Source organism: Clostridioides sp. LIBA-7602 (genome assembly GCF_056688945.1).
Genome location: NZ_CP196991.1, coordinates 222,222 through 243,907, shown reverse-complemented (window position 1 = coordinate 243,907; position 21,686 = coordinate 222,222). Strand labels below are relative to the sequence as shown.

17 protein-coding genes and 3 pseudogenes are annotated in these 21,686 nt (G+C 28.3%); 4 read left to right on the top strand and 16 right to left on the bottom strand.

Translation table 11 applies throughout. From position 1 onward, the window contains the following. Positions 1-186 precede the first annotated feature (186 nt). The 7 genes and pseudogenes from ACTG45_RS01480 to ACTG45_RS01450 form a co-directional block, all read right to left on the bottom strand. Positions 187-1,317 (bottom strand): M56 family metallopeptidase, encoded by a 1,131-nt coding sequence (locus ACTG45_RS01480; protein WP_044212092.1) that lies wholly within the window; start codon positions 1,315-1,317, stop codon positions 187-189. 330 nt (positions 1,318-1,647) lie between these two features. Further along, complete coding sequence (locus ACTG45_RS01475; RefSeq protein ID WP_479918768.1) at positions 1,648-1,794, bottom strand: hypothetical protein; 147 nt, start codon at positions 1,792-1,794, stop codon at positions 1,648-1,650. A gap of 210 nt (positions 1,795-2,004) precedes the next feature. Beyond that, complete coding sequence (gene tnpB, locus ACTG45_RS01470) at positions 2,005-3,114, bottom strand: IS200/IS605 family element RNA-guided endonuclease TnpB (RefSeq protein ID WP_479919661.1); 1,110 nt, start codon at positions 3,112-3,114, stop codon at positions 2,005-2,007. Positions 3,115-3,189: 75 nt separating this feature from the next. Then, positions 3,190-3,288 (bottom strand): annotated as a pseudogene (locus tag ACTG45_RS01465) (transposase); the annotation flags it as partial. A 583-nt stretch (positions 3,289-3,871) separates the two neighbouring features. After that, a pseudogene (locus tag ACTG45_RS01460) lies at positions 3,872-4,786 on the bottom strand (M56 family metallopeptidase). A gap of 169 nt (positions 4,787-4,955) precedes the next feature. Further along, on the bottom strand, positions 4,956-6,221 hold the full coding sequence (gluD, locus tag ACTG45_RS01455) for an NAD-specific glutamate dehydrogenase (RefSeq protein WP_021382594.1): 1,266 nt from the start codon (positions 6,219-6,221) through the stop codon (positions 4,956-4,958). A 128-nt stretch (positions 6,222-6,349) separates the two neighbouring features. Beyond that, a complete protein-coding gene (locus ACTG45_RS01450; protein ID WP_479917909.1) occupies positions 6,350-7,174 on the bottom strand; it encodes an ATP-binding protein in 825 nt (274 codons plus the stop codon). A gap of 277 nt (positions 7,175-7,451) precedes the next feature. On the opposite strand from ACTG45_RS01450, the gene ACTG45_RS01445 reads away from it, so the two are divergent. Then, on the top strand, positions 7,452-8,633 hold the full coding sequence (locus ACTG45_RS01445; protein ID WP_479919660.1) for a class I SAM-dependent methyltransferase: 1,182 nt from the start codon (positions 7,452-7,454) through the stop codon (positions 8,631-8,633). Between the two features lie 134 nt (positions 8,634-8,767). Here ACTG45_RS01445 and ACTG45_RS01440 read toward each other — a convergent pair whose 3' ends face one another. From ACTG45_RS01440 to ACTG45_RS01425, 4 genes are all read right to left on the bottom strand, one after another. Beyond that, positions 8,768-9,994: an NAD(P)/FAD-dependent oxidoreductase gene (locus tag ACTG45_RS01440; RefSeq protein ID WP_479917907.1), complete on the bottom strand. Its 1,227-nt coding sequence runs from the start codon at positions 9,992-9,994 to the stop codon at positions 8,768-8,770. Further along, entirely contained in the window at positions 9,969-10,442 is a 474-nt protein-coding gene (locus ACTG45_RS01435; protein ID WP_009895266.1) for a 4Fe-4S dicluster domain-containing protein, read from the bottom strand. The genes ACTG45_RS01440 and ACTG45_RS01435 overlap by 26 nt, the downstream gene beginning before the upstream one ends. Then, entirely contained in the window at positions 10,435-12,336 is a 1,902-nt protein-coding gene (cooS, locus tag ACTG45_RS01430; protein ID WP_169467575.1) for an anaerobic carbon-monoxide dehydrogenase catalytic subunit, read from the bottom strand. Before cooS ends, ACTG45_RS01435 begins: the two co-directional genes overlap by 8 nt. A gap of 169 nt (positions 12,337-12,505) precedes the next feature. Beyond that, positions 12,506-13,573, bottom strand: coding sequence for a CapA family protein (locus ACTG45_RS01425; RefSeq protein ID WP_479917906.1), 1,068 nt, complete (start codon positions 13,571-13,573; stop codon positions 12,506-12,508). A 284-nt stretch (positions 13,574-13,857) separates the two neighbouring features. On the opposite strand from ACTG45_RS01425, the gene ACTG45_RS01420 reads away from it, so the two are divergent. Continuing rightward, a complete protein-coding gene (locus tag ACTG45_RS01420) occupies positions 13,858-14,028 on the top strand; it encodes a DUF362 domain-containing protein (protein ID WP_009888017.1) in 171 nt (56 codons plus the stop codon). A 169-nt stretch (positions 14,029-14,197) separates the two neighbouring features. Here the strand turns inward: ACTG45_RS01420 and ACTG45_RS01415 are convergent, their stop codons facing one another. Next, positions 14,198-14,737, bottom strand: coding sequence for an FmdE family protein (locus tag ACTG45_RS01415; protein ID WP_479917905.1), 540 nt, complete (start codon positions 14,735-14,737; stop codon positions 14,198-14,200). 143 nt (positions 14,738-14,880) lie between these two features. Beyond that, complete coding sequence (locus ACTG45_RS01410; protein WP_021382595.1) at positions 14,881-15,513, bottom strand: redox-sensing transcriptional repressor Rex; 633 nt, start codon at positions 15,511-15,513, stop codon at positions 14,881-14,883. Between the two features lie 135 nt (positions 15,514-15,648). On the opposite strand from ACTG45_RS01410, the gene ACTG45_RS01405 reads away from it, so the two are divergent. After that, entirely contained in the window at positions 15,649-17,562 is a 1,914-nt protein-coding gene (locus tag ACTG45_RS01405; protein ID WP_479917904.1) for an ABC-F family ATP-binding cassette domain-containing protein, read from the top strand. Between the two features lie 15 nt (positions 17,563-17,577). After that, positions 17,578-18,954 (top strand): MATE family efflux transporter, encoded by a 1,377-nt coding sequence (locus ACTG45_RS01400; protein WP_479917903.1) that lies wholly within the window; start codon positions 17,578-17,580, stop codon positions 18,952-18,954. A 136-nt stretch (positions 18,955-19,090) separates the two neighbouring features. On the opposite strand, the gene ACTG45_RS01395 is transcribed toward ACTG45_RS01400, so the two are convergent. From ACTG45_RS01395 to ACTG45_RS01385, 3 genes and pseudogenes are all read right to left on the bottom strand, one after another. Further along, positions 19,091-19,780 (bottom strand): Crp/Fnr family transcriptional regulator, encoded by a 690-nt coding sequence (locus ACTG45_RS01395; protein WP_479917902.1) that lies wholly within the window; start codon positions 19,778-19,780, stop codon positions 19,091-19,093. An 85-nt stretch (positions 19,781-19,865) separates the two neighbouring features. Continuing rightward, complete coding sequence (gene tnpB / locus ACTG45_RS01390) at positions 19,866-20,975, bottom strand: IS200/IS605 family element RNA-guided endonuclease TnpB (protein WP_479917901.1); 1,110 nt, start codon at positions 20,973-20,975, stop codon at positions 19,866-19,868. 22 nt (positions 20,976-20,997) lie between these two features. After that, positions 20,998-21,063, bottom strand: a pseudogene (locus tag ACTG45_RS01385) (transposase); the annotation flags it as partial. Positions 21,064-21,686: the final 623 nt, after the last annotated feature.

Here is a 21,686-nt window from a genome sequence, read left to right as displayed (position 1 = left end):
ACCATGTGGTGGCAAAAGTAACATGAATTAAGGAAGTCTAGAGTCTCAACTTTATAGGATAAATCACTCATTAAATTTTTAAGTTTTATATATTTAAATATAGTGCAAGTTGAATATGCCACCACAGTTATAATCCAAGTTTACAATATGATGCTATTACTTATAGTTTAAACAATATTTTCTTAATCACTTTGATAGACTGTCATAATACCTCACACCAACACCTATTGGATCAGAGTCTTTAGGAATCAAACCCAGTTCTTCACAATTTCTTTTATGTGCCTCTCTAACATTTTTAGGAGCATCTGCATATGTAAATTCTATCGTTGTGACAGTTATGCTATTAATAATATGGGCATCTTCCATGTCTTTAGGCAATACATTAAAATTAATCATACTAGTTGAATTTACCTTCAAAAAAGTAATAGAAGATAATAAACATAGAGTTAATGCCATTAATATACCATTCTTATACTTTTCATTAAACATATTCTTTACTCTCTTTCTAATATCAGATTGCTTATGTAGACCAGCTATAAATTTATTTGAAGTATTTGTTCCTTTTCTCATTGCATTTATAATCGTCAAAGCGTAGTCCTTTTTTTCCTCTGAGTTTCTATTTTTTAAAACACGCTCATCACAATAAAGTTCACAATCTAAATCTATGTGTTTATCCATTATATATACAAATGGATTAAACCAATATACTATTTTTAAAAACAAGATTACATATTTTAAATAAAGATCCCTACTCTTAAAATGCATAAGTTCATGCCTAAAAATCCAATCTAACTCTTTTAGCTTATAATCATGTGGTGGCAAAAGCACACATGAATTAAAGAATGCTGGAGTCTCTACTTCATATGAGTACTTGAGCTTTATATTTTTTGTTATATCAAATTCTTTCAATATACTTTTATAAAGATTTACTATCTCTTCATCATCAACTTCATAGGATAAATCACCTATTAAGTTTTTAAGTTTTACATATTTGAATATAGTATAAATTAAATATATAACTACAGATATAGTCCAAAGGCATACTAAAACACTACTAATTATAGTTGAAATATTATTAAATCCTTCTAAATTTATGTTATTGATATTAATATCTTTTTTACTTCTCAATATATTTATTGTAAAAGTATAATATGTAAATGGTAAAAATAATTTGATAACAATTATCATCCATATATAGTAATTAAATTTTTTGCTAAATTTTTTAAATATATTTTTCTTGAAAATTAATATCAGAAGAATACTTAAACTGCTCACTATAACAGTTCTAAAAATCCCATTTAGAATAAAGTTAGACATATATTTTTCCCCTATCTTATTTAATAGTGTTTTATAGTTAATTTTAATTAGTTCTTAATACCTTCATATCATATTTATTACTTAAAATATATATTTTCTGTAATAAATAACTATGTTTTATTGTCTTATATTATAGTTATTTTAAGGCATGATTTATGAAATATCCTTATACTTAATTATAGCTTAGTAATGATTACTGTGCATTAAACATCATTAATTTAATATCTATAAATTTGACAGTTAGAAATATACAAAGTCGAAGCTATAATTAAGATTTGATAGTCTAAATATAAAAATTTCATAATATTAACTTTAAGATTAAGTCTAACATTATTTTTTTATATCCATGCAATCTTTAAAAAATCTAGGCATCATTTCTATTGGATCTGAATCTTTTGGAATTATCCCAATTGCTCTACAATTTTCTTCATGTTCTCTCCTAAATTTTTTAGGTGCATCTGCATATGTAAAATCTATTGTTACAAATACATCTTCTTTTCTTCCTTCAAATGTATATCTTGAGCTCTCTAAGAAATCATTTTCTTCAATAAGACTGGTTGACTGAACCTCCCATGACTAAAGTCACAGGGTTCCTGCTTCATAGAATTTTGCATACTAAAATATGTCTTACCAATTCTCCACAGGCTATCCCCGTAGTTCCTACGGTTCTTACATACGTTATCTATTTTAAACGGTTATTAGTCTTAATCCTTCTTTTAGTATATTTATACTTGCATTTATATCTCTATCGTGAGTTGCATTACAACAAGGACAAACCCATTCTCTTATACTTAAATTCTTCATTTCCTCGTTTTTGTACCCACATTTATTACATATTTGCGAACTTGAAAAGAATTTACCTACTTTTACAATTTGTCTACCATACCAATTAGCCTTGTATTCTAATTGATGAATAAATTCTGACCATGACACATCAGAAATAGAAAGAGATAATTTACGATTTCTAGTCATATTCTTTACTTGTAAATCTTCTATGCAAACAATATCATTCTCTCGTATTAATTTGGTAGATAGTTTTTGTAGAAAATCCTTCCTTTGATTAGCTATATGTTCTTGAAGTCTTGCAACTTTTAATCTTGCCTTATTTCTATTTAAACTACCAATTGTTTTTCTCGATAGTTCTCTTTGTAATTTAGCAAGTTTATTTAACGACTTCTGAAGATACTTAGGATTTTCTATAAATTGTCCACAACTTGAGATACAAAATTCTTTAATTCCTAAATCTAAACCTATCTGATTATTAGTATTTTTAAATGCTTTAATATCTATATCAGTACAACATAATGATACATAATATTTACCACTTGGTTCTTTAGATACTGTAGCATTAAGTATTCTCCCTTGAGGTACTTGTTTATCCCTTACTTTAACCATACTAAGTTTAGGTAATTTTATATATTGACTAAAGTACATAATGTTTCCATTTGTAAAGTTAGTTCTATATGAAAATCTATTAGTTTTCTTTGATTTAAATTTAGGAAATCCTGCATTTTCTTTAAAGAATTTTTTATATGCGTTTTCTAAATCTTTTAAGGTATTTTGTAGTGAAAATTTGTCAGGTTCTTTAAGCCACTCTAATTCTTTTTTTAAATTGGTCAAATCAGAACTGCACTGTTTATAAGTAAAAGTTTCTTTATTGTTTTCATAAACTTCTATTTTTTTAGAAAGATATTTATTATATACAAATCTACAACATCCAAAAGTTTTGTTAATTAACTCTTGCTGTTTTTTATTTGGATACATTCTAAACTTATATGCCTTTTCCACTACTATCACCTCACTTTACTTGTTTTTTCTGATTAATTAATATATTTTCTTATCTGCTCCTTTGTATTTTCTGATACAGTAACAACTAAATATATTAATTAAATCTTCTTCAATTTCATTTGTTAATACTGGATGTCTATATTTTACACACCATGTTATATGGTATTGTACTAAATATACATATCTGAGTCACTTCAATTTTTCATCACCATCCTAATATTAACAAGTACAATTTTTTTAAACAAGTATTTTAAAGGTTTTTATATTTATTTTTAAATAGAATATGTAAGAACCGTAAGTTCTAACTTTTATCATTTTTGAGGTTGTCGTTCACATAAGTTCGCTACTACCTATGCAGTTCTCTTATGAACTTCTTACACTTTCATGCAAGCACAGACTATATCTTATCCTTCGGCATTATCCGTTAAGGTCTACCCACTTCCACTACCAATAGCTTGTAGTGTACTTCCCTCAGGAGGAATAGTCGTTGAAGTTTCTCCTACTTAGGAGCTTACCTGCTGATTGCCCATTTTAAAGTACTTAGGGTTTAACCTTATACCATCTAACCAATTTTTTCTACTTTCGTAACTTTCACACTTAGGTTTATTTCATCCTTATGTTTTAGTTTGGTTAGCTTTAGGGGTTTCCAGCAATTCAAGTAGTGTTGGATAGGTTATATCCTATCTCCACATATAAGTTTCCCTATATGCTGACTATTTTAGCTACTAACTCACGACTTAAAGTCACGAGTATGCGTAGCTATTTTTTAATCAAATTTTAAAAATGTAATAGAAGACAACAGGCTTATAATTAAGGCTATTAAAATACCATTTTTATATTTTTCATTAAACATATTTGTTATTCTTTTTCTAATATCAGATTGTTTATTTAGACCAGCTACAAATTTATTTGAAAAATTTGTACCTCTCTTCATTGAATTTATAATGGTTAAAGCGTATTCTTGTTTTTGCTGTACATTGCAATTTTTTAAAACTCTTTCGTCACAATAAAGTTCACAATCTAAATCTATTGCTTTATCCATCATATATACAAATGGATTAAATCAATATACTATTTTTAAAAATAGTACTATATATTTTAAATAAAGGTCTTTACTTTTAAAATGCATTAGCTCATGTCTAAAAATCCAATCTAACTCTTCTAATTTATAATCATGCGGTGGTAAAAGTACACATGAATTAAAAAATGCTGGTGTTTCAACTTCATAAGAATACTTAAGTTTTATTTCCTTAGATATATTGAATTCTTTTAACAAACTTGTGTAAAGGCTTATTATTTCTTTGTCATCAACTTCATAAGATAAATCATTTACTAAATTTTTAAGTTTTATATACTTCAAAACAGTATAAACTAAATATATTATTACGGTAAAAATCCAAATATACAATAAAATACTATTACTTGAAGTTGATACTTCATTAAAATACTCCAAATTAATATTATCAATATTTATATTTTCTTTACTTCTAAAAATATTTAAAGTAAGAGTATAGTATGTAAAAGGTAATAACAATTTAATAACTACTATTATCCATATATAATAGTTAAATTTTTTACTAAATCTTTTAAAAAAGCTTTTCTTAAAAGCTAATATTAAAAGAATACATAAACTACTTACTATAAGAGTTCTAAAAATTCCATTTAAAATTAAATCAACCATTAATTCTCACCCATCTTACTTATAGCACTTTAATTTTTATATTACATAATTTATAAATTAAAACAAAAAATGACCCATATTATCTGAGCCACATAATTTAAGGGCTGTACTATGTACAGCCCCTTTATATCTTAAATAATTATATCCTATTATTTATTAAGAGTAAATCCTAGTACCATCCTCTTAATTTCATAGCTTCAGCAACTTTCTTAATTGAATGCATGTAAGCAGCTTCTCTCATTGTAACATTGTACTCTTCTTTGATTTTCCAAATAGATTCAAATGCTTTAACCATAGCTACTTCTTCTTTTTGCTCTACTTCTTCTTCTGACCAGTAGTATCCATATAAGTTTTGTACCCACTCGAAGTAAGAAACTGTAACTCCACCAGCATTAGTTAATATATCTGGAGTAAGAACTATTCCTCTTTCAGCAAATACTTCATCAGCTTCTGGAGTAGTTGGTCCATTAGCAGCCTCACAAACTAATTTAGCTTTTATAGATTCAGCAACTTCTTTAGTTATAGAGTTTTCTAATGCAGCTGGTATTACTATATCAACATCTGAAGCCCAGAACTCTTCTAAAGATATTCTCTTAGCTCCTGGGAAGTTTAATAAGTTACCATGCTCTTTCATGTGGTCTAACATAGCTTGACCATCTAAACCATTTTCATTGTATATAGCATAAGAACCTTCTGATTTGCACCATTCAGCCATAGCTACAACAGTACCACCAAGTTTTTCACAGTTAAGAACTGTGTAAGAACCAACGTTTCCTATACCTTGAATAGCTAACTTAGCTTTTTTCATATCTATTCCTAATTTAGCAGCAGCTTCTCTTGCAGTAACAGCAACACCAAATCCAGTAGCAGCTGTTCTTCCTAAAGAACCACCAAATTCAACTGGCTTACCAGTTAAAACACCTATAGCACTTTGTCCAGTTAATTTATTGTACTCATCAACCATCCAAGACATTATTTGTCCATTAGTGTTTACGTCTGGTGCAGGAACGTCAACTTTCTCACCTATTAATTTATATATTCCATCTATGTATCCTCTACTTAATCTTTCTAATTCACCTTGAGATAAAGTTGATGGATCTACTATTATTCCACCTTTACCTCCACCATATGGTATACCTGTTACAGAACATTTGAAAGTCATCCATATAGATAAAGCTTTTACTTCGTCTCTTGAAACATTTTGATGGAATCTTATTCCACCTTTTGTTGGCCCTACTGCATCATTATGTTGTGATCTAAATCCTTTAAAAGTTTTTATAGAACCGTCATCCATTTTAACTGGAATTGAAACTTCTATAACTCTCATAGGTTCTTTTAATAATTCATAAACTGCTGGTTCCATACCTAATTTATCACATGCATTTTTTACTTGAGATTGCGCCATCTCGAAGACATTTACATCTTTTCCTGACATTTGAAAGCCCCCTTATAAATACGTTATAATTATGTATACTCCATTTAGAAAAAACCATTTCCTAAATTTACAGTTTAATTATAGCACACTTTATTGCAAATTAGTATATCATTTTTTCAGTTTATTTTTTAACATGGGAGGAAGTTTATTTTTTTAATTTTATGAATGTTAATATCTATTTTTTGTACATTAACTAAAGTCATTTTCTCAATAGACTTTTTTATTATCTGTTGCATACTTTCAATTTTTTTTATAACTTCTAAATCATTGATATTTATACTTACAAAAATATTCATAAAATTATTGCAATTCTCTATATTGATTTTATTTATTCTATCAATGCTCCCAAAGTTGTACACTTCATATTCAATAATCTGTTTAATTACTTCTTCACTAATATAAAATTTTCCGATATAGCTAAAAGTTGGTCTTATTATTGTTTTTTCCAAAACTACCATATTCCTATTATTTCCTTTTCTAAAAAGTCTCTTTAATGGATTTATACTAAGGCCACTTGCCATACTTTTTATTTCAACTGCTGGAACAGGAATTACATGATTTCCTTCTTTTCTAGATTGTTTTGCTATTTCTATTTCATATTTAGTACTTATCTCTTGGATATTCACAAATTTATAAACTCTTCCAATTGATAATCTATCTACAATCTGATTAACCATTTTTTTTGATGTTCCAATAATAAGAATTCTTCTTATATTTTCTTTTTTAATTGTCTCCCTAACTTCTTTCCTATGTTCCAAATTATAAAAAATAGCCCTTTTAACTGCTTCTATAGTAGTACTTGCTTGTTTGGCTGATATTCCAGCTAAAACCTTGTTTTTATATATTAAAATTCCATCATCAATTATATAATCTATATCATTTTCATATGCAAACTCTAAAGCCTTAAAACTCTTTCCTGTACCACTTGACCCAACCAAAGCATATACTTCCATTTCACATCTCCTTCATAAAATAGCTTAAATCTATTTACTACAAAATTTTATTACACTTTATTGATTAAAATTATTATATCATTAACAGTTGAATATTATATCCAATATGAAATTTTATAAGCAAAAAATATACTACAATATGAAATTCTTTTACAAAAGATAAATTTCCTTCAAATAGAAAATTTACTGAAAAAAATTTTACTTTTTTAAAAAAAGGAATATAATATACTTTAAGCAAGGAAAACTTACTGGATTTACATTAGAAGGAGCTGGTAATATGAATATTACAAAAAATTTTTTAAGAGACTATTTAGAAAGATTTGGCGAAACACCATTTCTAGTTAGGCTTAAAGACGGAGAAGAATTTCTAATTGGAGATGGCTCTCCTCAGTTTAAAGTTATTGTAAATAATGATATTAGCAAATCTGAATTACTAAAAAGTACATCTTTAGCACTTGGAGAATCCTACATAAATAGAGATATCGAAGTTGAAGGAGATTTATTCTTAACTTTGAATCTGATTTTGAAACAAATAGACAAATTCAATATTGATAATTCAGCTGTAAAACATCTATTACACTCATCAAATTCAATGAGACATCAAAAAAAAGAAATACATGCTCACTATGATATTGGCAATGATTTTTATAGCTTATGGTTAGACAAAACTCTTAGTTATTCTTGTGCATACTTTAGAAATGATAATGATACTCTTTACGAGGCTCAAGTCAATAAAGTTCACCACATATTAACTAAACTAAATTTAGAAGAAGGTATGAGTCTTCTTGACATTGGTTGTGGTTGGGGATTCCTATTAATAGAAGCAGCAAAAAAATATAAGATTCATGGCGTTGGAATTACACTCAGTGAAGAACAATATAAAGAATTTAATAAAAGAATCCAAGAAGAGAATCTTCAAGATTATCTCGAAGTAAAACTTATGGATTATAGGGAGCTTAAAAACTCAGACCTTATGTTTGATAGAGTTGTAAGTGTTGGTATGCTTGAACATGTTGGTAGAGAAAACTATGAACTTTTTATTAAAAATGTAAATGCTGTCTTAAAGGATGGAGGATTATTTTTACTTCACTATATAAGTGGTCTTAAAGAATCTTATGGAGACCCTTGGATAAAAAAATACATTTTCCCAGGAGGGGTTATTCCTAGTCTAAGAGAAATGATACATATTTGTAGCGACTACAAATATCATACTATAGATGTAGAAAGTCTAAGATTGCATTATGTAAAAACCTTATTACATTGGCAAAAAAATTTCTATGAAAATCTGCCAAAGATTAAAGAAATGTTTGATGATAAGTTTATAAGAATGTGGGACTTGTACCTTTGTTCTTGTGCTGCTGCTTTCAATACTGGTATTATAGATATACATCAGATACTCTTAACTAAAGGTATAAAAAATGATTTACATCTTACTAGAGAATATATGTATTCTCATTAAAAATAATAGTTTTATAAACTGTAATATAGTTTAAACTTAAGTATAAAAATAGAGCTATTCCTAAATAAGATTTCTTATTTTAGAATAGCTCTATTAATTGATTTTTATATTGTAAACATTACTCTACTATAGCTTTATACGCTATAACAAAATTCTCCATTTTCTTTTATATTAAAAAAGTCTGCATAGCATACATCAAATATTCTATTTTCTAAATCAGATATTTCAACTTTGTTTTTTATCAAATAAGTTAATACTCCTACATATGAAATATCTCCTTGTATAACAGCTCCATAAATTACATTGTCTTTAAAAACAAATTTTTTATAATCATCAATTCCATCTCTAATTAATACTTTATAACTATCATCTAAAGGTGTATTCATACCTATAGAAATAGTTGGTATATCCATGAAATTCATACTATTTTTAAAAGCAAATTCGTCTTCTATCTTTTTATCTTTTCCAACCATATTATACGCAGCTACAATTCCTTGCTTTACTGCTAAAGGCCAAATAGCATTTTTGCCAACAACATCTCCTGCTGCATAGATATATTTTTGTGTTGTTTGGCATATATCATCTATTATTATACCTCGATCATATTCTATTCCTGTTCCATCTAAAAAATCAGCATTCGGTTTAACACCTGTAGCCACAATTACCATATCTGCATCAAGAATATCTCCATTTGAAAACGCAACACCTTTAACATTTTTACTATCATCTAAGACAATTTCTTGAATTGATGCACTTGGGTAAAATTTTACACCCTTTTCTTTAAATTTATTTTCATATACTGATGCTGTATATTCATCTAATTGTCTATCTAGAATGTATTTTTCCATAAACGCTACAGAAATATTTAACTGCTCGTATTTAAATAATCCAACTAATGCATCTATACCAACTAGACCAGCACCAATTATAACTACATTTTTAGAGCTTTCTGCTTTTTCTTTTATTTTATAAATATCATCTATGTTTCTCACAGAGTATACAAAATTTCCATCTCTTAAATTTTTTATTGGAGGAATAGCAGAAGATGCGCCTGTAGCTATTAAAAGTTTATCATAATTTACAGTAATATCTTCTGTCTGAACCTCTTTTTTATTTATATCTATACCTTTAACAGTTTTACCTGAAATCCAATTTACATTATTTTTCTCCATAAAATCTTCATCAACAAAATTTATTTGTTTCAAAGTTCTGTGTTCAGATATAACATGATGTAACATACATCTTGAGTATATATTTTCATCTTTAGAAATTACTACTATGTTTGAATCTTTATCTAATTCTCTTAATGTTTTTACTGCATTGATACCAGCAGCACTAGCTCCTAACACTACATAATTCATCATTTTCCTCCTTCTGTAATTCAATTGCTCCACTTGGGCAATTAGCTACACATCTAGGATACTCCTCATCTTTACATAAATCACATTTAAGTATGTTTTGCTTGCTTCTATCATCTGGTTTTAATAATCCATATGGACAAGACATTACACACATATAACATGAACCACATTTTTCTTCATCATATGAAACGATTCCACTTTCACTGTCTTTATGCATTGCACCACTCATACATGCTAATACACATTCTGGTTCATCACAGTGTCTACAAAGAATTGGAACTGGATTATTATGCTTGCTATCTAACTCTATATGTCCTCTACTATCATTATCTATATTTTCTAAATCAAGAGTATACATATCATAGTCTTTATTGTGTTTTAGCATACATGCTAATACACAACTCTTGCATCCTGTACATAAATCTTTATTTATAAAAATTCTATGCATTACATTCCACATCCTTTAACCCTAAATTTTTTCTTCTGTCTATTATTATTTCTTCTAATTGATTAGCTGAAGATTTAGGGTCTGGATTCACTATAACATGTCCTCCTGTTAAGTCTTTTAATTTTTCTGTTAATACTTCTGTTACTAATTTTCCTCCTGTTATAAATGGAGGTAAAGCTAAATGAAGAGGTAAACCAAGGGCAAGACCAAAAGCTCCATCAGCCAAGGCTTGTTCTTCCAACCATTGTGGAGCTGAAAGCACCAATGGTAATTGTGGTAAGTCTATTCCAAGTTCAGCTGCTAATTCAGTTGCTACTATTTCCAATCTTCCTATCGCTAGACATGGTCCAAAGTTTAATACTGGTGGTATTCCTAGAGTCTTACATACTTCTTTTAAATTTTCTCCTGCTAATTCTTCTGCTCCAGGTGACATAAGACCAACATTTTCTAACCCTCCAGTAGAGCATCCTGCTGAAAGTACTATTATATCTTTTTTAATCAATTCTTTAGTAAGCTCAACAGTATTTACATCATGTCCTCCTGCTGTCATATTTGAACATCCTACAACAGCTGCAACACCTTTAATTTTTCCTTCTGCAATTAAATTAATAAGAGGTTTCCATGAATCTCCTAAAAACGCTTTCAAGTTCTTTTCACTTACACCAGTTAAAGATTGTTCAAATCCATGGTCTTTTGGTATGTCTATTTCAACACTTCCTCTTCTCTCTTTATAAGATTCTAATGCTTTTTCTATCAATGTATTACTAAGTTCATCTAATTTACTTCTGTCTAATCCTATATATTCTGCATTTGCTTTTTTAGCAACGTCATCTAAGCAAACCATTTTCACTTTATATTTATCTGCTATTGGCTCAAGACCTGGTATAGTACAGTTAAACTCCGAAAGAACTATATCTATTGCTCCAGTTGATAAAACAGCTTCACTTGTAAAGTTATTACCAGCATGTCCAGCAAATACTTCTTGATAGTGTTCTCCTCTTAATTGTAGATCTTGACCAACACATGTACATCCTACTAACTTAAATCCTTTTGCTCCAACTGCTTGAGCTAATTTTATAACATCTTCATCTTTTAATCTATCTTGGAAATTTGCAAATGTTGAATGTTGATGACCTGTTATCATTATATTTATGTAGTCTGGGTCTATTACATTAAATCCTACAGGAGCCATTCTTATAACTGGTTCTCCTAGCATAACATCATTTAAAAGATTAGTTAGTGTAAGACCATATAACCCTGTTGATATACCTAGATTTAAACAGTTAACTAGCATGTCTACTGGGTCACTATTTAAATTTGTTGATGATTTTACTATTGCATCAAAAACTTCTGACTTTGCACCACCAGGCATTATCCCCAGCTCTTTCCATTTCTTCACTCTAGGTGCATAAGCTATTTTTTCTACCAATTCCATTTTGTCATCTCTTGATTTATATAAATCATTAATAACTTTATCAGCAACTTTTATACATTTATCATATTTTTCATCACTTTCTATACCAAACATCTCTGCTAATTGATTTAATGTTTTTTCTCCTTTAATAACACCTTTAGTTATTCCAACATTCTTTAAATTCTTAGCTGTATTTTCTACCACATGTAAATAACAAGCTGCTCCAGATGCTACAGCTCTTAAAAAGTTTCTTGCTACTATAGTGTCTGCATCTGCTCCACATATACCTCTTGGAGATTTAGGAGTTACTCTACATGGTCCATTTGAACAGAGTCTACAACAAACCCCCTGAAGTCCAAAACCACATTTAACTTTTTGATCTTCTGTTCTATGAAATGCTGTTTCAACATCCTTTGAAGCTACAAAACTTTCTAATTTCTTGTCTGCACTTTCGCACATTTTACAAGTGTTACAAGCCATTACAAATTCCCCCTTATATTTTATATTAAAAAAGTAGATTAAATAGCTTTATTATAATTGATTATAATTTAACTATTAAAATCTACTTATTTAATACCACGTTTTACCATATCCTAAACAAAATATAAATTATTAAAATAAATATATATATTTATTTTTTTTTACATTTTTATTTATTCAAATCTTTACTTATTTTTTCTAGTTTATTTAAAACTCTATCTTTCTCACTTCCATCCAGTACTTTTGGTTGATAATTATTTCTAGAGCTACTAGATGTTATTGATGTAGGGATTATATTTGGCTCTTTAATTGAAGTTAACTTGTTATCTGAAAAAGAAAAAGTTTGTTGATATATATAACTATCTGTATCAGAAGGATTTTTATTTCCTCCAAAACAAAAATTTCCTAGACTATAAGCTATATACTTATCTTTATATTTTTCTATACCTTGAATAACGTGTGGATGAGAACCCATAACTAAATCAGCTCCCTTATCTATTACATAATGAGCAAAATCTTTTTGTTTTTTATCTGGATAATAATCTAATTCTATACCCCAATGAAAATACACCACAACAATATCTGATTTTTTCTTTAGAGTTTTAATATCATCTTCCATTTGTTTCAAGTTCTTTTCATTATATTCAGTTGATAATCCATTATATCCTAATAATCCTACCTTAATTCCTTTGACATCTATAACAGCATCTTTGCCTAGACCAAAATAATTTATTTTATTTTCATCTAAGATAAACTGTGTGTCTTTCATTCCTTCTTCAAAATAATCTTCTGAATGATTATTCGCAACACTTACTGCCTCTACACTTCCAGATTTTAAAATATTTACATATCCTGGAGCCCCTTTAAATGCAAACTTCTTTTCTTTTGCATTTGACGCAGTAGTAAGTGGCCCTTCCAAGTTAACTACTGTTAAATCATCTTTCTCAAATACAGGTTTTACATTTTTAAGAAAGTAATCATAGTCTTCTCCTTGTCTTTTAAATTCATGGTCAAAGCTACCATAATATGATGAACCTTTATAGTTTCCCATAGTTACATCACCAGCGAAACTTATAGTTATGTCTTTTTTTACAGGTTCTCTTTTTTCTTCTTCAACCTTACTTTGGCTATTCTTAGAATCCTTTTTAGTATTGCTTTCCTTATTTGGATTATTAGAACATCCTACTACAAATAACACCATACTCATAATACATATGTAAACTAATTTATTTTTCATATTAAATCTCCTTTGCATTAATAGATTTTAAGATAATATATACTTTTTTAGAGTATAACATTTTTAAATAGAATCGATACCATATTCTTTAACTTTAATTTTATTTTTAAAATAAATCCCTTTAAGATAAATAAAAATATAAGCAGATTAAACTTTATTGTAAAACTTTCAAACAAGAATATCACAATAAAGTTTTTGTTGTAGAATTAATTTAATTGTTATATTCAATAATATTTGTTATAATGTTATTGAATTACAATACATATAAAAGGGAGGATTTCAAAATGGCATATAAAATTACTGACGCTTGTATAAGCTGTGGTGCTTGTGAGGCTGAATGCCCTGTTAGCTGTATATCAGCTGGAGACGACGCATATGTTATAGATGCTGGTTCTTGTATAGACTGTGGTTCTTGTGCAGGAGCTTGTCCTGTAGATGCACCTCAACCAGAATAATAATTCGTTATTCATAAAGAGACTGATTTTATTTTATCAATATTAATCAGTCTCTTTTTAATTATACATAATTCAAGTATCATAATTTATATATTTTGTTATATTCTCTATATGATTCTTCTTAATATACTATTAATATGCATCTAAATACTTTCAATTTAATATAAATTTAATCCTCTTCATAAAACCTTTCATATTTATCAAAACAATCGAGACATACTTTCTTCCCTTCTTGAATTCTTATGTACTGTTCAGGTGCAAATTCACCACATACTTCACATTTAAGAGATTTAAATATTCTCGCTTTCTCAGGAAGCCTTAACTTCGTATCTGTAATATCAAATATTTCTTCAAAATCACTTTCTAATAAGTATTTTTTATATCCTTCTCTATCCATATCAAATGGTTTAGACTTTACATATATTCTTATAGATTTTCCGTTTTCTCTATTAAAAAAATGATATACTGATTTTCCAGTCATCCTAAGTAGTAAATTACCTTTACCCATTGTGCAACTTAACACGACTTGTATACCATCTATTCCACAAGCATCATTTTCAGAAATACATACAATCTCCTCATCTCCTGATTGTTTACATCCTAAGTATTCTCTTGCTGCGAGTGCTGCTTTAAAACCTATAGCCAACCCTGGACATTCATGCCCATGAAATTCAATAACCTTTTTCCATAATTCCTCCACTAAAATCACTCTCCCTAAGATTGTTTATTTGTATACATTATTTAAATTTTTATTTTATCCTAATACTTCAAAAAGCCAGAGGATTTAATATTAAATCTTCTGACTTTCTCAATACTCTTCATAACTACTTATTATTAATATATTTAAGTTGTCTACTTTCCTTCTTTCATTAAATATGATAAGGTAAATAAGCTTTCTGTTAGGTTTACATTTTCAACTATAACACCTTTCGGAACTTCTAAATCTAATGGTGCAAAATTCCACACACCTTTTATTCCAGCTTTTACAACTCTATTAATAACTTCTTGTGCTCCATTCTTAGGTATACATAATACAGCAATATCTATATCATTATTTTTTATAAAGTCTTCTAAAGTATCTGAATCTAATACTTCAAATTCTCTTATCTTTAAACCTATCATTCTAGGATTTGCATCAAATAAAGCTTTTATCTCGAATCCAGCTTTTCTAAATCCTGCATAATTGGCTATGGCTTGTCCTAAGTTACCTGCTCCTACAAGAACTGCGTTGTATGGTCGATCCAATCCAAGAATTTTACCTATCTCAGTATGAAGAGCCTCTACGTTATAACCATATCCTTGTTGTCCAAAGCCGCCAAAGTTGTTTAGGTCTTGTCTTATTTGAGAAGCGGTAAATCCTATTATATCACTCAATTCTTTAGAAGATATTCTTTGTATATCCCTATCTAATAAGTCTCCAAGATATCTATGATATTTTGGGAGCCTTCTTATAACTGCCATTGATATATTTTTATTTCCCAACATCTTCACCTCCTAAAAGTGTCCTCTTTTTTGTTTGATTCACAATAAAATATTTCTTTTTCAAAACTAATACATATAACCTTGATTATATTATATCAAAACATTATAATTTTAGATAGTTCAAGGAGGTAGAAATTTATGATTGTTTTGTCATGTAATAACTTAAATAAAAGTTTTGGTATAGATTCTATATTAGAAAATATTAGTTTTACAGTAAATGAAGGCGATAAAATTGGTATAATTGGGGTTAATGGTACTGGGAAAACTACTTTATTTAAAATAATTTCAGGAATTTATGGTTATGATAGCGGAGATATTTACACTTCTAAAGATTGTGAAATCGGATATTTAGAACAAAATACCAATTTTTATTCGGATAATACGATTCTGGAAGAAGTATTGGAAGTTTTTAAAAATTTGATAGAGATGGAATCTTATTTAAGAGAATTGGAGGTTAAAATATCTGAAGAAAGTACAAAAACAAACTCTTCAATTCTAGAAAAAATAATGGATGAGTATTCACATAAACTGGAATTATTCTCAGATTTAAATGGATATGGATATAAGTCTGAAGCCAAAGGGGTTTTAAAAGGATTAGGATTTAGTGAAAATGATATGGATAAACCAATAAGTATACTTTCTGGTGGTGAAAAGACTAGAGTTCTTTTAGGAAAATTACTTCTTAAAAAACCAACTTTATTGCTACTTGATGAGCCTACTAACCACTTAGATTCTGAGGCTATAGAATGGTTAGAAGTATTTTTAAAGCAATATAAGGGTACTGTTATGTTAATATCTCATGATAGATATTTCCTAGACCAATCTGTAAATAGAATTTTTGAAGTTCACAATAAAAGACTTAAAGTATATAATGGTAACTACTCTAAATTTGTTGAGTTATCTAAAGTAGAAAAAGAACTAGAACTTAAGAAATTTGAAGACCAGCAAAAAGAAATAAAAAAACAGGAAGAATCAATAGAAAGACTTAAAGCTTATGGTAGAGAAAAGCATCTAAAACGTGCAAGAAGTAAAGAAAAAGCATTGGATAAAGTAGATGTTCTAGATAAGCCAGAAGCTTATAGAAAAAAAGCTCGTATACAATTTACTCCATCTGTCCAAAGTGGTAATGATGTTCTTCAAATCAGAGATGTATCCATGGGTTATGGAGAACGGGTACTTTTTAAAGACTTGGATTTAGATATATATAGAGGAGAAAAAGTTGCTCTTATTGGTGCAAATGGCATTGGTAAGTCTACATTATTTAAAATAATAACTAATGAATTACAACCTATTAGTGGTAATATTAAATTTGGTACTAATGTCCATGTTTCTTACTTCCATCAGGAGCAAAAAACTCTTAATTTGGATAACACAATAATAGATGAGATTTGGGAAAATAATAATCATCTTACTCAAACTACTTTGAGAAATATGTTAGGAGCATTTTTATTTGTTGATGAAGAAGTTTTTAAGAAGATTTCTACATTAAGTGGTGGAGAAAGAGCTAGAGTTGCTATACTTAAACTTATACTATCAAATGCAAATTTATTATTATTAGATGAGCCTACTAACCATCTAGACATTGATTCTAAAGAAGTTCTTGAAGAGGCATTAACTAATTATGATGGGACTATATTTACAATATCACATGATAGATATTTTCTAAATACAGTTGTTGATAAGATTTTAGTTTTAGATGAAAATGGAGTTACTGAATATCTAGGAAACTATGACTATTATATCGATAAAAAAAGGCAAATCCAAGAGATGAGTCTTATAGAAGAAAAAGAAGAAAAAACTAGAACTCAGATAAAAGATGAAAAAAGAAAAGAAAGAGAACAAAGAGAAGTAGAAAAGAAAAATAGAATAAAAAGACAAAATATAGAAAAAGAAATTGAAAAGTTAGAACTTAAAATTGAAGAATTAGATATACTTTTATGTCAAGAAGAAGTATACTCTAATCCAGATAAAGCTAAGGAAGTTAGCCAAGAAAAAATTAATTTAGAAAATAACCTTGCCTCTCTGTATGATGAGTGGGAAGAATTTATGTAAAAAGGAGAGGATTATTTGCAAGAACTATTTTCTTTAAAAGACGAAAATAAAAGATTTTATAAAATACTGTTATCTTTATGTATACCTATTATTATACAGAACTTAATTTCTACTTCTGTAAATGTAATAGATACAGTTATGATAAGTAGTTTGGGGGAGGTATCTGTAGCTTCAGTTGGAGTTGCAAACCAATTTTTCTTTCTTTTTAATATGTCCCTATCTGGAATTACAGGAGGAGCTGGAGTTTTTATTTCACAGTTTTATGGAAAGAAAGATGTCAGCAATATAAGAAAAGTTACAGGTCTTACTTGTATATTGGCCATTATCTTAAGTTTTATATTTGTTATTCCTGCTTTACTAACACCAAAGCCAATTATACATATATTTTCTTATGATTCAGAAGTTGTAAAACTTTGTATAGATTACTTTAGTATTGCAGTATTTAGTTATCCATTAATAGCTATAAGTACAGTATTTAGTACAGGTTCAAGAGGTGTTAGAAATCCTAAGTTAGGTATGATTTGTAGTGCCTTTGCTCTTGTAACAAATGTTATTTTAAATTATGGATTTATCTTTGGTAATTTTGGTCTCCCTGCATTAGGTGTAAAAGGAGCAGCCTTAGCAACTGTTATTGCCAGAATATGTGAATTAATTTTAATGATTACTTATGTTTATTTTTATAAAAAGGACTATATATTAAAATTTGGCTTAAAAAATTTAAAAGCTATTGATAAGATTTTTGTAAAATCTTTTTCATCAAAAAGCTTTCCTATATTTGTAAATGACTCTGCATGGGCAGTTGGAACTGTCCTGTACTCTGTCGCATATGCAAGAGCAGGTACATCAGCTATAGCAGCAAGTCAAATAGCAACCAGCACAGGAAACTTCTTTATAATGACGGCTGTATGTATTGCATCTGGTGCATCTATTATGCTTGGAAATGAACTTGGAGCAGACCATATTAAGAGAGCTATTGAGTATGCTAAGAAATTTTCTATATTGGTGTTTTTGGCTGGCTTAATACTTGGAATTATTTTAATTTTGAATATCCCATTATTATTAAAAATGTTTAGTGTTTCTGATAGCTTATCTTCTGATATAACTAAGATATTCTTCATAATGGGTATACTAATGGCTCTTAAATCCTTTAATACATTAGTCATAATTGGTATTTTAAGAAGTGGAGGAGATACTAAATACGCTCTGTTTTTAGAATTAGGATGTATGTGGCTAGCTTCTATTCCTCTAACTTTTATAGCCGCATTTAAAGGCGCACCTATATTTATCCTTGTTCTACTCACTTACAGTGAAGAAGTTGTTAAATTTATATTTGGTGTTCCTAGAGCCTTATCTAAAAAATGGGCTATTAATATAGTAAAGGAAATTGATTAATAATACTATATCTTGTAAGTATATAACATTTATAAATAGTCTCATTGAAAATAACTAAAATATTTTTGTTTTTCAGTGAGACTATTTCTATTTTTATAAATGCCATTATATACTATTTTGATTGAATAATAAGTCTTTATTCATCTTCCAAAAACTCTTTTACTTCAAATGCTAACCTATGTAATTCATCATAATTTAAAATTTCATATGTATTACCTATTTTTTTTATTATCCCTTTCTCAGTTAACTTTAATAGGGAATAATATCTACTTTTTCTACTGATTGAATATATTTCACTAAAATTGCGTATAGCTTTTATATTACAGATATTATTTTCTTGTTTTTTTAAAATACAATATGCAATGACTTCTGTACAAGAAAATAACTCTCTTACCATTCTAGTTTTATACAACTCATATATCCTTCTTGTACATTTGCTGTGAAATAGAGCAATAAAATCTGGTTTAAGATAAAACTCTTCAAATATATGTTTTTCAAATCGAAATAATTTTATGTTAGTCTTGGCAAATATATCACATTTCAAATTATGTTCATATATATAGCTGATTTTACCTATAAATTCATTTTCAGGTACAATGTCAACAAGAAATTTATTTCCTCCTCTAGTAGTACATTCTACTAAAGCAACTCCCTCTATTATAAAAAAAACTTCTTGTAAATCTTTATCTGATGCTACAAACCTTTGACCCTTTTTATATTCAACAATTGACACTTGATTTAAATTATTTTTGATAATCGGGTATATGCTTGTTTTTTCTGCTTTCCTGAACCTCCCATGACTAAAGTCACAGGGTTCCTGCTTCATAGAATTTTGCATACTAAAATATGTCTTACAAACTCTCCACAGGCTATCCCCGTAGTTCCTACGGTTCTTACATAAGTTATTTATTTTAAACTGTTATTAGTCTTAATCCTTCTTTTAATATATTTATACTTGCATTTATATCTCTATCATGAGTTGCATTACAACAAGGACAAACCCATTCTCTTATACTTAAATTCTTAACTTCCTCGTTTTTGTACCCACATTTATTGCATATTTGTGAACTTGCAAAGAATTTACCTACCTTTACAATTTGTCTACCATACCAATTAGCCTTGTATTCTAATTGACGAATAAATTCTGACCATGACACATCAGAAATAGAAAGAGATAATTTACGATTTCTAGTCATATTCTTTACTTGTAAATCCTCTATGCAAATAATATCATTCTCTCGTATTAATTTGGTAGATAGTTTTTGTAGAAAATCCTTCCTTTGATTAGCTATATGTTCTTGAAGTCTTGCAACTTTTAACCTTGCTTTATTTCTATTTAAACTACCAATTGTTTTTCTTGATAATTCTCTTTGTAATTTAGCAAGTTTGTTTAATGACTTCTGAAGATACTTAGGATTTTCTATAAAGTCTCCACAACTTGAGATACAAAATTCTTTAACTCCTAAATCTAAACCTATCTGATTATTAGTATTTTCAAATGCTTCAATATCTATATCAGTACAACATAATGATACATAATATTTTCCACTTGGCTCTTTGGATATAGTAGCATTAAGTATTCTTCCTTGAGGTACTTGTTTATCCCTTACTTTAACCATACCAAGTTTAGGTAATTTTATATATTGACTAAAGTACATAATATTTCCATTTGTAAAGTTAGTTCTATATGAAAATCTATTAGTTTTCTTTGATTTAAATTTAGGAAATCCTGTATTTTCTTTAAAGAATTTTTTATATGCGTTTTCTAAATCTTTTAAGGTGTTTTGTAGTGAAAATTTATCAGGTTCTTTAAGCCACTTTAATTCTCTTTTTAAATTGGTCAAATCAGAACTACACTGTTTATAAGTAAAAGTTTCTTTATTATTTTCATAAACTTCTATTTTTTTAGCAAGATATTTATTATATACAAATCTACAACATCCAAAAGTTTTGTTAATTAGCTCTTGCTGTTTTTTATTTGGATATATTCTAAACTTATATGCTTTTTCCACTACTATCACCTCACTTTACTTGTTTTTTATGATTATGTAATACTGGATGTCTATATTTTACACACCATACTATATGGTATTGTACTAAATATACATATCTGAGCTACTTCAATTTTTACTCACCCATCCTAATATTAACAAGGTAAATTTTTTTAAACAAGTATTTTAAAGGTTTTTATATTTATTTTTAAATAACGTATGTAAGAACCGTAAGTCCTAAGTTTTATCATTTTGAGGTTGTCGTTCACATAAGTTCGCTACTACCTATGCAGTTCTCTTATGAACTTCTTACACTTTCATGCAAGCACAGACTATATCTTATCCTTCGGCATTATCCGTTAAGGTCTACCCACTTCCACTACCAATAGCTTGTAGTGTACTTCCCTCAAGAGGAATAGTCGTTGAAGTTTCTCCTATTCGGAGCTTACCTGCTGATTGCCCATTTTAAAGTACTTAGGGTTTAACCTTATACCATCTAACCAATTTTTTCTACTTTCGTAACTTTCACACTTAGGTTTATTTCATCCTTATGTTTTAGTTTAGTTAGCTTTAGGGGTTTCCAGCAATTCAAGTAGTATTGGATAGGTTCTTTCCTATCTCTACATATAAGTTTCCCTATATGCTGACTACTTTAGCTACTAACTCACGACTAAAGTCACGAGTGTGCGTAGCTATTTTTTAATCAAAGTTCTCCTTTATAGTATATTGTATAAAATATTT